9 protein-coding genes are annotated in these 14,620 nt (G+C 65.5%); 2 read left to right on the top strand and 7 right to left on the bottom strand.

The features are described 5' to 3' along the window. Positions 1-149: 149 nt before the first annotated feature. From AC1DQ3_RS13655 to AC1DQ3_RS13625, 7 genes are all read right to left on the bottom strand, one after another. On the bottom strand, positions 150-929 hold the full coding sequence (locus AC1DQ3_RS13655; RefSeq protein WP_477120721.1) for a hypothetical protein: 780 nt from the start codon (positions 927-929) through the stop codon (positions 150-152). Then, on the bottom strand, positions 923-1,912 hold the full coding sequence (locus AC1DQ3_RS13650; protein ID WP_477120720.1) for a hypothetical protein: 990 nt from the start codon (positions 1,910-1,912) through the stop codon (positions 923-925). Before AC1DQ3_RS13650 ends, AC1DQ3_RS13655 begins: the two co-directional genes overlap by 7 nt. A gap of 185 nt (positions 1,913-2,097) precedes the next feature. Beyond that, entirely contained in the window at positions 2,098-2,811 is a 714-nt protein-coding gene (hutC, locus tag AC1DQ3_RS13645; protein ID WP_477120719.1) for a histidine utilization repressor, read from the bottom strand. A gap of 134 nt (positions 2,812-2,945) precedes the next feature. Further along, positions 2,946-5,060: a M3 family metallopeptidase gene (locus AC1DQ3_RS13640; protein ID WP_477120718.1), complete on the bottom strand. Its 2,115-nt coding sequence runs from the start codon at positions 5,058-5,060 to the stop codon at positions 2,946-2,948. A gap of 120 nt (positions 5,061-5,180) precedes the next feature. Further along, positions 5,181-6,032: a bifunctional methylenetetrahydrofolate dehydrogenase/methenyltetrahydrofolate cyclohydrolase FolD gene (gene folD / locus AC1DQ3_RS13635; protein ID WP_477120717.1), complete on the bottom strand. Its 852-nt coding sequence runs from the start codon at positions 6,030-6,032 to the stop codon at positions 5,181-5,183. A gap of 201 nt (positions 6,033-6,233) precedes the next feature. Beyond that, positions 6,234-6,866: a response regulator transcription factor gene (locus AC1DQ3_RS13630; RefSeq protein ID WP_477120716.1), complete on the bottom strand. Its 633-nt coding sequence runs from the start codon at positions 6,864-6,866 to the stop codon at positions 6,234-6,236. A gap of 123 nt (positions 6,867-6,989) precedes the next feature. Then, the gene (locus AC1DQ3_RS13625; RefSeq protein ID WP_477120715.1) at positions 6,990-9,578 is read right to left on the bottom strand and encodes a PAS domain S-box protein; all 2,589 of its coding nucleotides are present in this window, start codon (positions 9,576-9,578) and stop codon (positions 6,990-6,992) included. 430 nt (positions 9,579-10,008) lie between these two features. Here AC1DQ3_RS13625 and aceE point away from each other — a divergent pair, with 430 nt between their 5' ends. Both aceE and aceF read left to right on the top strand, forming a co-directional pair. Beyond that, positions 10,009-12,696 carry a pyruvate dehydrogenase (acetyl-transferring), homodimeric type gene (gene aceE, locus AC1DQ3_RS13620; protein WP_477120714.1) on the top strand — a complete coding sequence of 896 codons (2,688 nt, stop codon included), beginning with the start codon at positions 10,009-10,011 and terminating at the stop codon, positions 12,694-12,696. A 167-nt stretch (positions 12,697-12,863) separates the two neighbouring features. After that, positions 12,864-14,531 carry a dihydrolipoyllysine-residue acetyltransferase gene (aceF, locus tag AC1DQ3_RS13615; protein ID WP_477120713.1) on the top strand — a complete coding sequence of 556 codons (1,668 nt, stop codon included), beginning with the start codon at positions 12,864-12,866 and terminating at the stop codon, positions 14,529-14,531. The last annotated feature ends 89 nt before the right edge of the window (positions 14,532-14,620 follow it).

Here is a 14,620-nt window from a genome sequence, read left to right as displayed (position 1 = left end):
CATTGATTTCAAATAATTTATCTTTTATCGCGTCTTTCGAGGCCCCCATGGAGGCCCCCAAATGAAATCTCTTGACGCCCTTTGGGCAACGCTCCTTCGTTCCAGCCGACGGCAATCTGCGCCGCTGTCCTCGCAACCATCAAGCCCGCTCATGAAGTCTCTCCATCCTTGAGTCCATACGCCTGTGCGATCCGACCGAGAAAATCGGCGAGGGGCGCCCGGCCGAGCCCCAGGGCCTTGGGGTCAAGGGAGTCGTCGGCTATCGCCGCATCCAAAAATCTCCTCATGTCATCGGCGATTTTCGCTTCGAGAGGGATGCGCGTTGTGGGGGCGAGCAATTGCGAAAGTCGCAGGACCTCGTTGGCATGCTTGCGGATGCTCTTGGCGTCCACCTGTTCGCCCTGTTCCCGGCGGGCGCTCAGGTCCAGCCAGGCGATGGCTTTCAACGGGATCAGGCGATCCTCGCCGACCCAGGGCAAGCCATCGGCCTCGCGTCGTCCGGCCATGATGAATGCATAGTAGGCGTCATCGAGCAGAATGGCCGACAGGCTTGAAACCGCTTCGTCGAAAGGGATCGGCGTGAGCTGTCCGTTCTCGATGGGCCGCAGGCTGTCGGGCGCACGGGAGAACAGTTCGACCACGACCGGAAAGCTGTTGTCGGTCGGCTTCTGAAAACGGTAGAAGGCCGGCTTGCCCGTGTCGCTGGCTTGCCGGATTTCATAGCCACCCGCTTCGATGAACTTCCAGAAGGATTCGCCGAATGCCGGCGTCAGCGCCTCGACATGCAGCACGACATCAAGGTCCTTGGTGGCGCGAAAGTCCAGTCCCGCCTCTTCCATTGCCAAGGTGGCCGCGGTGCCGCCAATCAGGATGTACTGGTCCGGGTAGTCGGCGAACCATGCCTGGAAAACATCGAGTCCCTTCACCATGGCAATTGCTCCTTCAGCGCATCCAGGGCGCTTTGGACACGTTCATCGGTGCTATCCCGCAAGCTCAGCATGAGCGAGAGGGGGTCCACCGTGTCGCTGTCCGGCTGTAGCGTCGGGGTGTAGTTCCACAACTGCCATTCGCATGCGCCTGGCATGGCTTCCGGCAGTTCGACGATGTCTGCCTTCAGTGCCTGCCATGCGGTGCGGCTCACCGCGAATACCGGCGATCTGGGTTCCGTGAGCATCGAGAGGCGCGCGAGCGCGCTCAAGCCAGCCACTCGCACGGGCAGTTCTGTCCGTGTCTGCGTGGATGTCCAGACGGTGCGCTGCACGGGATTGCGCAGCAGGGGTAGTGCTTGCTCCCAAATCTCACGCGGAGAGTACGCCATGCTCAGGTACTGGGACCGGCCGGCCTTGTGTGCCTGTGCGAGTCCTGCCGCCACCAGTTCTCGCACGGCGCGCGAGAGCGTCATAGGTGTATAGCCCAGGAGCGCGGCTGTCTCTGCAGGACGCCATTCGGCCTCCCAGCGATGACGCAGCAAGGCCGTGATCAACATGGCCTGAGCCGAAGGGCTGAGCGGAACGTCCGCCGAGTTGGGGCGCTGGCGGAAGTACTCGCGCAGGTCCAGCCCCAAGTCGGGCAGATAGAGCTGGTTGCCAGGAACAATGAACGGCACTTTTTGTACGATCAGGCGCTTGCGCTCGTAGGAGGCGAGTGACTCCGTCACATAGACCACGGGCTGTCCCGCTACCGACCGCAACTTGTCCAACCGATGCCGGATATCGCCAATGGACGGCTTGTCTGGATTTCGTTCCAGGGCCAGCAAGACCTCGCGGTCAAGGATGCCCAGTTGCCGGAAATCGAAGGCGTCGCGCAGAAAGTAGGGCAGGCTCTCCTCGCCCGCCCATGGCTTGTGTCCCGACGTGGAGACGCCGAGCGTTTCATGCAAGTAGTTCTGCACGCTGGTGGCAAGGGTGGGCACGGCAACTGGGATTCATAACTTAACAATCGCACGATAACATTACTATTGTTATCGTGCAAATTGATGTTAATGTTGGCCGCCAACCATAGGGCCAGTACCCAATTACACGACGTTGAGCCGCCGCGTGCAGGAGCTCGCGGTGATGCGTTTATCGCCCCGCTGCGGCGTTCCAGGCAACGGCGGGCTCAAGGCTTGAACGAACCCTCGATGGTATAGCGCGATCCCGGGTGTACCAGGCGCGCCAGGGTGATCGGCGAGCCCTGGCTTTCGGTGCGGCGGATCACGATCAGGCAGGGCTCGCTTGGCTTGACGCCCAGCAACTCGGCCTCCTGCGCGGTGGGCAGCTGCGCCTCGATCGAGTACTGGGCCTCCCATAGCGGCGCCACGGTCAGCAGGTAATTGGTGGGCGTGGTCTTGGTGAAGTCCACGTCCAGGTAGTCCGGCGCGCGGGCTGGATTGACGTAGCGGTCCTCGCACAGCAGCGGCACGCCGTTCTCGCTATGGACGATCAAGGTGTGGAATACCGGGCTGCCGACGGGCAGTCCCATGCGCTGGGCCAGTGCCTCGCTGGCGACTTCGGCGCGCGCCAGATGCACGTCCGAGCGATGGCGATGGCCGCGCTCGGTGATCTCGTCGTGCAAGTCGCGGATGGTCAGGGTGGACGACGCGCGGTAGGGCTGGGTGGCGAAGGTGCCCACGCCCTGCACGCGCTCCACCAGCCCTTCGGCCTGCAACTCGCGCACGGCCCGGTTGGCGGTCATGCGGCTGACGCGGAACTGGGTGACCAGTTCGGATTCCGACGGCATCAGCGTGCCGGGCGGCCAGCGTCCGGCGCTGAGTCCTTCCTTCAGGTAGTTCTTGATGTGCGCGTAGGCGGCGGCGGGCGGCAGGTAGGTCATGGCCGCATATTACTTGACCAGGCTTGTCTAGCCAATTTCCCCCGCGCAGGCAGCCATGAAAAAGGCGGCTCGATGTGAGCCGCCTGCGTCGTTGCCGGGGACGGGCCTGACAGCCCGCCATCTGCCTGCATTCCTTAAGCCACTGACATGCCGCCGTGCCGCAGAAGGGCGTCGATCTGCGGAGCGCGGCCACGGAACGCGGTGAACGATTCCATCGCCGGGCGGCTGCCGCCCACGGACAGGATCTCCCGGCGGTAGCGCGCGCCGGTCTCGGCGTCCAGCACCGTGCCGGAGAGCTTTGCGGCATCCTCGAACGCGGCGTACACGTCGGCAGAGAGCACTTCGGCCCACTTGTAGCTGTAGTAGCCAGCCGCATAACCGCCGGCGAAGATATGGCTGAAGGTATTCGGCCAGCGCGAGAGCGGGTGCTGCGGCACCACGTGGGCACGGTCGTTGATCTCCCGGGACAGCGCCAGCACGGACTTCCCGGCGGAGGGCTCGAAGTCGGTGTGCAGGTGCATGTCGAACGACGAGAACACGATCTGGCGCAGCGTCATCATGCCGTTCTGGAAGTTCTTGGCGGCCAGCATGCGTTCGAACAGGTCGCGCGGCAGCGGCTCGCCGCTGTCGACTTGCGCGGTCATGCCGGTCAGCACCTCGTATTCCCAGCAGAAATTCTCCATGAATTGCGAGGGCAGTTCCACCGCATCCCACTCCACGCCGTTGATGCCGGACACGCCCAGTTCGCCCACCTGGGTGAGCATATGGTGCAGGCCGTGGCCGAATTCGTGGAACAGCGTGATCACTTCGTCGTGGGTAAACAGCGCGGGCTTGCCGCCCACCGGCGCGGTGAAATTGCAGGTCAGGTAGGCCACCGGGGTCTGCACGCGGCCGCCCTCGAGCTGCTTGCGGCCACGGGCGTCGTCCATCCAGGCACCGCCACGCTTGCCTTCGCGGGCGTACAGGTCGATGTAGAACTGCGCCAGCAGTTCACCCTCGGGTGATACCACGCGGAAGAAGCGCACGTCGTCGTGCCAGGTCTGGGCCTGGTCGGCTTCGATGCGCACGGAGAACAGCTTCTCCACCACGCCGAACAAGCCCTTGAGCACCTGGGGTTCGGGGAAATATTGCTTCACTTCCTGCTCGGAGAACGCGTAGCGCTGTTCGCGCAGCTTTTCCGATGCGTAGGCCACGTCCCACGGTGCCAGATCGGTCAGCCCGAGTTCGGCGGCGGCAAAGGCCTTCAGCTCGGCCCAGTCCTTCTCGGCGTACGGCCGCGCCTTGGCGGCCAGTTCGTCGAGGAAGCGCAGTACCTCGGCGGGGGATTCCGCCATCTTGGGCACCAGCGAGACCTCGCCATAGGAGGCGTAGCCCAGCAGTTGTGCTTCTTCGCGGCGCAGCACCAGTTGCTCGCGCATATTGGCGGTGTTGTCCCATTCGGCCTTGCCCTGGCCATACTGCGCGGCCAGCTCCGAAGCGCGGGTGACGCTGGCCTCGTACATGGTCTGGCGCAGCGTGCGGTCGTCCGCGTATTGCAGCACCGGGAAATAGGACGGGAAGTGCAGGGTGAATTTCCAGCCCGGCTTGCCGTCTTTTTCGGCGGCGGCGTGGGCGGCTTCCAGCGCATCTTCCGGGATGCCGCTCAGCCGGCTCTTGTCCTCGATCACCAGCGCGTAGGCATTGGTCGCATCGAGCACGTGATCGGAGAAGGCCTTGGACAGCTGGGCTTGCTGCTCCTGGATCGCTGCGAAGCGGGGCTTCTTGTCTTCCGGCAGTTCGGCGCCGCCCAGGCGGAAGCCGCGCAGTTCGTTCTCCATCAGCTGGCGGCGGGCCGCGCTCATGGTGGCGAATGCCGGGCTGGCGGCGATCGCCTTGTATTTGTCATAGAGCGCCAGGCTCTGGCCGAGCGAGGACCAGAATTCGGTCATGCGCGGCAGGTTGTCGGCGTGCGCCTGACGCAACGCCGGCGTATCCGCCACGGCGCTCAGGTGTCCGACCACGCCCCAGGCGCGTCCGAGCGGCTCGGTGGCGGCTTCCAGCGCTTCCACGGCGTTGGCCCAGGTGGCTTCGGTGGCGGGGTCCTCGGCGCGCCCGACTGCCGCTTGCGCGGTGGCCAGCAGGACATCGAGGGCCGGGCCGATATGTTCGGGGCGGATCTCCGAGAAACGCGGCAGGTCGGTGAAATCCAGCAGCGGGTTGGCGCCGGTTGCGGTGTTGGCTTCGTTGGCTTGCTTGGCGGCTTGGTCCATGACGTCTCTCTTGGCGGGGCCGGTGAGGGCAATACCCCGCACATTGGGGCGGGGCGGCAGGATTTCCAGTGCCATGCGGCGCCGGCGCGCACGACGCCAGCGCCGCATGGCGGGCGGCCTTTAGCCGGCCGAGCGCTCGGCGGCTTCCAGCGTATTGATCAGCAGCATCGTGATGGTCATCGGGCCCACGCCGCCCGGCACAGGCGTGATATAGCCGGCCACTTCCTTGACGCCGCTGAAGTCGACGTCGCCGCACAGCTTGCCGTTGTCGTCGCGGTTCATGCCCACGTCGATCACGGCCGCGCCGGGCTTGACCATGTCGGCGGTGATGATGTTGCGCTTGCCCACGGCAGCCACGATCACGTCGGCATCCCGGGTATGCGCGGCCAGGTCGCGCGTCTTGCTATTGCAGATGGTGACCGTGGCGCCGGCTTGCAGCAACAGCATGGCCATCGGCTTGCCGACGATATTGGATGCGCCGATCACCACCGCGCGGGCACCGCGCAGCGGGAACTGCACCGATTCCAGCATCTTCATGCAGCCATAGGGCGTGCACGGGCGGAACAGCGGGGCGCCGGTCATCAGTGCGCCGGCGTTCGCTACGTGGAAGCMGTCCACGTCCTTTTCCGGAGCGATCGCTTCCAGCACTTTGTGGCTGTCGATATGCTTGGGCAGCGGCAGCTGCACCAGGATGCCGTGGATGTGCGGGTCGCGGTTCAGGGCATCGATGCGGTCCAGCAGGTCGGCCTCGGACAGGTCGGCCGGATAGCGGTCGAGGGACGAATGGAAACCGTTGTCGTCGCAGGCTTTCACCTTGTTGCGCACATAAACCTGGCTGGCCTGGTCTTCGCCCACCAGGATCACGGCCAGGCCGGGCCGGTGACCGCGTTCGGTGAGGCTGGCGGCGCGGCGGGCGGCTTCGGTACGGAGTTGCTTGGCAAGGGCGTTGCCGTCGATCAGTTGGGCGGGCATGGGATGGGGCGGGAGGAGGCCGCGGGAGGTGGTCAAAGCGGAATTATAAAGGTTGACGCGACCCGGGGCGAAGTCGCGCAGGGGGCTTGAACTGGCCGGGCTGGCCGCGCCGGGTGCCGGGGACGACGAGGAATATCCCGGGCGTCGAGCCGGCAACCCGCCCGCGGCCGGGAGGGCTGCCCTGGCTTCTTCCGCTTGTGCTCAGCTGCTCTTGGACAGGGCCAGGCGCAGCAGGTCGGCCACGGTGTTGACGTTGAGCTTTTCCATGATGTTGGCGCGATGCGCTTCCACGGTCTTGATGGAAATGCCAAGGTCGTCGGCGATCTGCTTGTTCAGCCGGCCGGCCACGATGCGCTCCAGCACCTGCTGCTCACGGGTGGTGAGCTTGCCCAGCAGGTCCTTGGCGGCGCGCTGCTCGCGGGCGGCGGAGTGGTCGGTGCGGGCCTTTTGCAGCATGCGCTCCACCAGCGCGCGCAGTTCGGACTCGTCGAAGGGTTTTTCGATAAAGTCGATCGCGCCCTTTTTCATCGTGGAGACCGCCATCGGCACGTCGCCGTGGCCAGTGATGAAGACGATCGGGATATTGATGTTCTCCGCGATCATCCGCTCCTGCAGCTCGGGCCCGCTCATGCCCGGCATCCGCACGTCGAGGATCAGGCACGAAACCTGGCCGGCGTCGTAGGCGGAGAGGAACTGTTCGGCGCTGGTAAAGCTGCGAACCTGGTAGCCATTGCCCTCCAGCAGCCAGGTCAGCGAGTCGCGCATGGCTTCATCGTCGTCGACGATGAAGACAGTCTCGCCGCGGTGGGAGGTGGGGTTTGGCGTTACGGTCATGAAGTCTCCTGGACAACAAAGTCATTTGCCGCCAAGTGTAACCGGGCCGGGCGGCAAGCAACAGAGGCTGCCCGGGGGCGATGGTTTCCCCGCCTGGCAGGCCCCGGGCGGTTTATCGGTCTTCTATTGGTCTATATGCGCCGGCAGCAGCGGCAGCATGATCTTGAACGTGCAACCGATGCCGTCGGCGTTGTTCTCCACCCACAGCCGCCCCTGGTGCGATTCGATGATGGAGCGGCAGATATTGAGCCCCATCCCCATGCCGTCGGACTTGGTGCTGAAGAAGGGCTCGAACAGCCGCTCCTTGGTGGCCTCGTCCACGCCGGGGCCCTGGTCGATCACGTCGATGCGCATGACCTGGCCGAATTCACCCGGTTCCACGCGCGCGTGCAGTCGGACCACGCCGGCGGCGAGCATGGCCGGCAGCCCGGCCATGGCCTCGACGGCGTTCTTGAGCAGGTTGACCAGCACCTGCTCGATCAGCACCGGATCGACGAACAGCAGCATCGGCGGCGCCGGCAGCCGGGTCAGGATGGTGACGCGGCGGCGGGTGGCTTCCAGGTCGGCCAGGCCGACCGCGTCGGCCACGATGTCATGCAGGGCGGCTTCGCGCCGCTGGGGCTGGCTGCGTTTCACAAAGCCCCGGATGCGGCTGATGATGGTGCCCGCGCGCACGGCCTGCGCCGAGGTCTTCTCCAGGATCGGGATCAGGTCTTCGGCGGTGCTGCGCCCGGAGCGCAGCCGGGCCACAGCGCCCATGCAATAGTTGTTGATTGCCGCCAGCGGCTGGTTCAGCTCGTGTGCCAGCGAGGACGCCATCTCGCCCATGGTGGTAAGGCGGCTGGTGAACTGGAGCCGCTCCTCGTGCTGGCGCGCCATTTCCTCGGCCGCCTTGCGCACGGTGATGTCGGTGGCGATCTGCATCTGCGCCAGGTGGCCGTCCACCCACTGGATGTAGCGGCGGCGCACTTCGAACCATTTCTGCATGTCGGGCACGAAGACTTCGCGCGCGTCCGAGGAGTAGGGCATCAGCTCCGAGGCCGGCAGGCCGGCATAGGCGTCGACGAAGTCGGTGGCATCGCTGGAGACCTGCTCCTTGTCGACCTCGCCGCCGGCCAGCTTGAGGTGGCCCTCGGCTTCCCAGCCGAACAGCTGGCGGTAATAGCGATTGGCGAACAGCAGCTCGGGCTTGTCCGTGGCCAGCACCGACACCGCGGCGTCCAGGCTTTCCAGCACCGTGGTGAAGCGGTCGTGGGCGGCGGCCAGCTCCTCGCGGGCGCGCTTGGGCTCGGTGATATCCGTCATCGAGCTCATCCAGCCGGTATGGCGGCCCCGGCTGTCCACCAGCGGCGACACATACATGCGGGCGTGGAAACTGCTGCCGTCGCGTCGCATCACCCGCATTTCGTAGCCGCCGGCGGGTGATTTGCCCTGCAGCGTCAGGTCGATCTGCTTCTGCATCTCCTGCTGGTCGTTAGGCGGCCAGTAGGGGAAGGGGGGGACGCGGCCGACCAGGTCGGCGTCCTGCCAGCCGGTCATGCGGCAGAAGGCGGGATTGACGTAGGTGATGCGGCCGTTCAGGTCGAGCGCACGCAGCCCGATGAGCATGGAGTTTTCCATGGCCCGCCGGAACGAGGTCTCCGACAGCAGGGCGCGCTGTGCCTCGGAGCGGCGGCTGGTGTGCCGCCACATGCTCCACAAGCTCCACAGCAGGAAGCACGACAGCCCCACCACCAGCCACAACAGCATGTTGTTGGGCAGGTTGGAGGCGGGCGGGTAAGCATCGGCGCGCAGCGACAGCGAATGGCCCGGCGGGTCGAGCAGCACCTCGTAGGACAGCGCGTTGCCCGGCACCGGCCGCAGCGAGGTGCTGGCGCGGATCTGGTTGTCCTTGTCGATCAGCGAGAAGCGGTAGCGTTCGGTCAGTTCCGGCGGCAGCAGGTGGGTCAGGATGCCGTTGACCGAGTACAGGGCGCCCAGCGTGCCGAGGAACTCGTTGTCGCGCACGATCGGCACTTCCATCAGCATGAAGCTGTCGCCGCGGTCGTTGACCAGCGGGCGCGAGTACACCACGCGCTGTGTTTCGCGCGCGGCGTCGAAGGTATCCAGCACCTCGGGCTCCAGCGGCTGGTCCTGGGTTTCGCGCAGGCGGCCGGCAAATTCCGAGGTGGAGGGCAAGGACCAGCGCCCGCGCCGCGTCGCGTCGAGCCAGTTGACGAAGACGATCTCGGGATTCTCGCGCAGGATTTCCTGCGCGGCGGTGCGGTAGGCGCCCTGGTCGAGCTGGGCGGCGGCGATGTCGCGCGCCAGCGAGGCAATCTGGTCCTGGTTGCTCAGCAGCGACAGGCGTACGCGCTGCTGCGCCCAGGCGGCGTCGCGGTACAGCGCATCGCGTTGCTGCTGGCGTTCGGTTTCATGCAGCGAATACAGGATCACGCCCATCGCCGCCGTGAACAGCACGATGGCCACCAGCGGGATGAACATGAACCAGCTGGTCGCGACCAGGTTGCGCCAGCGCAGCCACCACAAGCCACGCGGGGGGCCGTTGACGGCGGCGGGTTCGTCCGCGTGGCCGAGCGAATCGATATGCGTCAGCGGGCTGGGCGGCGCGGCAAGCGCGGGGTCGCCGCCGCTCGCCTTGGCGGTGCCGGAAGCGACAGGGGGGACGATGGCGGCGCGGAGGTGGGAAAAGAAATCTTTGAGGGACGGCATGGCGGGATTGACGACTGACCGACCAGTGTAGCGGGATTGGGGCCCCGCGTCGCTTGGGGTAAGCGCCAATGCGGCAGTGCCGCATTCCTGCCGCAGCCGCAGCGGGCGGTCGGCGCCGCGGGGCAAGGCTTGGCGCCATGTTGTGGTGCGTCGCCACAATATTTCATATTATGAGAAACAATATCGCAATTTGAAAATTGGGCTTGTCTTGCCTCAAGCGCTTCCATAGAATCGGTGCGACCGAAAGTGCGGGCGGCAGTGCTGCGTCCGGTCCTGCCAGCCCGTCTGGCAAGCCGGGACGAAGCGTTGGCGAAGGGCGATGCGAAAACATGCGCGGCCCGCGCGCCGTACCGTAGTCACCCCCGTCACGCCGGGGCTCCCACCACAAGAATCAGGGGGCACCGAGGCAGGAATTCACCAGGAGACAGTCATGTCAGCCGTACCAGAGCAGATCCTCGGCGCCAGCAGCGCCAACGACGCCGATCCCCAGGAAACCCACGAGTGGCTCGATGCCCTGCAGGGCGTGATCGCCGCCGAAGGCACCGATCGGGCCGCCTTCCTGATCGAGAAGCAGATCGAATATGCACGCGTGAACGGCGTCAACCAGCCGTTCCACGCCGAGACGCAGTACATCAACACCATCCCGGTGGAACAGCAGGCCCGCATTCCCGGTGACCAGGACATCGAGCACCGCATCCGCTCGTACACGCGCTGGAACGCCATGGCGATGGTGCTGCGCGCCAACAAGCACACCAATGTTGGCGGCCATATCTCCTCGTTCGCGTCGGCGGCCACGCTGTATGACGTGGGCTACAACCACTTCTGGCACGCCCCGTCCGAGAAACACGGCGGCGACCTGGTGTTCGTGCAGGGCCATTCGGCTCCGGGCGTGTATTCGCGCGCCTTCCTGCTCGGCCGCCTGAGCACCGAACAACTCGACAGCTTCCGCCAGGAAGTCGACGGCAAGGGCATCTCGTCCTACCCGCACCCGTGGCTGATGCCGGACTTCTGGCAATTCCCGACGGTGTCGATGGGCCTGGGTCCGATCATGGCCATCTATCAGGCCCGTTTCATGAAGTACCTGCACAGCCGCGGCCTGGTACAGACCGAAGGCCGCAAGGTATGGGCATTCCTCGGCGACGGCGAGACCGACGAGCCGGAATCGCTGGGCGCCATCGGCATGGCCGGCCGCGAAAAGCTCGACAACCTGGTATTCGTGATCAACTGCAACCTGCAGCGCCTGGACGGCCCGGTGCGCGGCAACGGCAAGATCATCCAGGAACTGGAATCCGAGTTCCGCGGCGCGGGCTGGAACGTGATCAAGGTGGTGTGGGGCAGCCGCTGGGACCAGCTGCTGGCGCGCGACAAGAAGGGCCTGCTGATGAAGCGCATGATGGATTGCGTGGACGGCGAGTACCAGACCTTCAAGGCCAAGGACGGCGCCTACGTGCGCGAGTATTTCTTCAACACGCCCGAACTCAAGGCGATGGTGTCCGACTGGTCCGACGAGGACATCTGGCGCCTGAACCGCGGCGGCCACGATCCGCACAAGATCTTCGCCGCCTATAGCGCCGCCAACGAGCACAAGGGCCAGCCCACGCTGATCCTGGCCAAGACCATCAAGGGCTATGGCATGGGCGACGCCGGCCAGGCCATGAACATCAGCCACCAGCAGAAGAAGATGCCGGTGGAGGCAATCCGCCGCTTCCGCGACCAGTTCAATATCCCGGTCACCGACGACAAGATCGAAGAAGTGCCGTACGTCACCTTCGAGGAAGGCTCGAAGGAACTGGAATACATGCGCGCCCGCCGCATGGACCTGGGCGGCTACCTGCCGGCCCGCCGCCAGAAGGCCGAAGCCCTGAAGGTGCCCGAGCTGTCCGCCTTCGAAGCGCTGCTCAAGGCCACCAGCGAAGGCCGCGAAGTCTCCACCACCATGGCCTTCGTGCGGATCCTGAACACCCTGCTCAAGGACAAGCAGATCGGCAAGCACGTGGTGCCCATCGTGCCCGACGAGTCGCGCACCTTCGGCATGGAAGGCCTGTTCCGCCAGATCGGCATCTGGAACCAGCAAGGACAGAAGTACGTGCCGGAAGACCATGACCAGCTGATGTTCTACAAGGAATCGCAGACTGGCCAGGTGCTGCAGGAAGGCATCAACGAAGCCGGCGCCATGTGCGACTGGATCGCCGCCGCCACGTCGTACTCGACGCACGGCGTGCAGATGATCCCGTTCTATATCTACTACTCGATGTTCGGCATCCAGCGTATCGGCGACCTGTGCTGGGCGGCTGCCGACATGCGCTCGCGCGGCTTCCTGCTGGGCGGCACCTCGGGCCGCACCACGCTCAACGGCGAAGGCCTGCAGCACGAAGACGGCCACTCGCACGTGTTCCATGCTGCGATCCCCAACTGCATCTCGTACGACCCGACCTTCCAGTACGAGCTGGCGGTGATCATGCAGGACGGCCTGCGCCGCATGTATGCCGAGCAGGAAGACGTCTATTACTACCTGACGGTGATGAACGAGAACTACGAACATCCGGAAATGCCGGCTGGCGTAGAGGGCGACATCGTCAAGGGCATGTACCAGTTCAAGAAGGGCGTGGAGAACAGCAATGCGCCGCGCGTGCAGCTGCTGGGCTCGGGCACGATCTTCCGCGAGGTGATCGCCGCTGCCGAACTGCTCAAGAAGGACTGGGGCGTGGAGTCGGACCTGTGGGGCTGCCCGAGCTTTACCGAACTGGCCCGCGAAGGCCACGATATCGAGCGCTGGAACCTGCTGCACCCGACCGAGACGCAGCGTGAATCGCATGTGGCCAAGAGCCTGAAGTCGGCGCGCGGTCCGGTGATCGCCTCGACCGACTACGTGCGCGCCTTCGCCGACCAGATCCGTCCGTTCGTGCCGCGCCGCTTCGTGGTGCTGGGCACCGACGGTTTCGGTCGCTCGGACACGCGCGAAAAGCTGCGTCACTTCTTCGAGGTGGATCGTTTCTGGGTGACGTTGGCTGCACTGAAGGCGCTGGCGGACGAAGGTGCCATCGGTCGCGACAAGGTGGCCGAAGCGATCAGGAAGTACAACCTCGACCCCAACAAGCCGAACCCGATGTCGGTCTAAGCGGACCGACTGCACGAAACCCCCCCGCAGGAACGGTAACGCCGCGCCGCGGGTGCCGGGCTGACGCCCGGTGCCTTGCGGCGCGGCGGCGTGACAGATGCAGGCAGTGAGGGTAACCTCACACGCTTGTGTTTGTCGCGTGCGCTGTCCTGCCCAGGAGACACTGAATGAGTCAAGCGATTGAAATCAAGGTGCCGGATATCGGCGATTACGACGCCGTTCCCGTCATCGAAGTGCACGTGAAACCGGGCGACACCATCAGCGCGGAAGACGCGCTGGTGACGCTGGAATCGGACAAGGCCACGATGGACGTACCTTCCCCCCAGGGCGGCACGGTCAAGGAAGTCAGGGTCAAGATCGGCGACAACGTCGCCGAAGGCATCGTGCTGGTGATGCTGGAGCCTGCCGGCGCTGCTGCGGCCGCGCCTGCCCCGGCTGCACCGGCTCCCGCACCCGCCGCGGCCGCGCCTGCTCCCGCGGCCRCACCGGCGCCCGCGCCGGCAAGCGCCCCCGCGCCGGCCGCTGCCGCGGGCCCGATCGAGGTCAAGGTGCCGGACATCGGCGACTACKACTCGGTCCCGGTGATTGAAGTCCACGTCAAGCCGGGCGACACGATCAGCGCCGAAGACGCGCTGGTCACGCTGGAATCCGACAAGGCCACCATGGACGTGCCGTCGCCGGCCGCCGGCGTGGTCAAGGAAGTCCGGATCAAGGTGGGCGACAACGTCTCCGAAGGCACGCTGATCCTGATACTCGAAGGCGCCACCGGCGCCCCGGCGAGCGCGCCCGCGGCTGCCGCCCCGGCTCCGGCCGCTGCCGCCGCCGCTGCGCCGGCCCCCGCCGCCAGCGTTCCGGCACCGGCCCCCGTGGCCGCACCTACCGCAGCCGCGCCCGTCGTCGGCGTGACCGGCACCGCCGCCCACGCCAGCCCCTCGGTGCGCAAGTTCGCGCGCGAGCTGGGCGTGGACGTCTCGCGCGTGCCGGGCACCGGCCCCAAGGGCCGCATCACCCAGGACGATGTGCAGGCTTACGTCAAGGGCGTGATGACCGGACACACCGCAGCCCCGGCGCAAGCCGCGGCCGCGCCGGCCGGTGGTGGCGAGCTGAACCTGCTGCCGTGGCCGAAGGTGGATTTCACCCGCTACGGCGAGGTGGAAAGCAAGCCGCTGTCGCGCATCAAGAAGCTCTCCGGCGCGAACCTGCATCGCAACTGGGTGATGATTCCGCACGTCACCAACCACGACGAAGCCGATATCACCGATCTCGAAGCCTTCCGCGTGCAGCTCAACAAGGAATACGAGAAGCAGGGCGTCAAGGTCACCATGCTGGCCTTCATGATCAAGGCCACCGTGGCCGCGCTGAAGAAATTCCCGAATTTCAACGCCTCGCTGGAAAGCGACAGCCTGGTGCTGAAGAAGTACTTCAACATCGGTTTTGCCGCGGACACGCCGAACGGCCTGGTCGTGCCGGTCATCAAGAACGCCGACAAGAAGGGCGTGATCGAGATTGGCCAGGAAATGAACGAGCTGGCCAAGCTGGCGCGCGACGGCAAGCTCAAGCCCGACCAGATGCAAGGCGGCTGCTTCTCGATTTCCTCGCTGGGGGGCATCGGCGGCACGTATTTCACGCCGATCATCAACGCGCCGGAAGTGGCCATCATGGGCGTGTGCAAGTCGTACCAGAAGCCGGTGTGGGATGGTAAGCAATTCGTGCCGCGCCTGACGCTGCCGCTGTCGCTGTCGTGGGATCACCGCGTCATCGACGGTGCGGAGGCGGCCCGCTTCAATACCTACTTCGGGCAACTGCTGGCCGATTTCCGCCGCATCCTGCTGTAAGGCGGACGGGGCGCGCCTGGCTTCGCGGCCGCGCGCGCAACGTCCGCAACGTCTGCAACCTGCCGTCCGGAAAACAGGAAGGAAGCGAG

The sequence above is a fragment of the Cupriavidus sp. 01T418 genome (genome assembly GCF_056398885.1).
The sequence above is the reverse complement of the archived record's forward strand: the minus strand, read 5'-3'. Positions and strand labels throughout refer to the sequence as shown.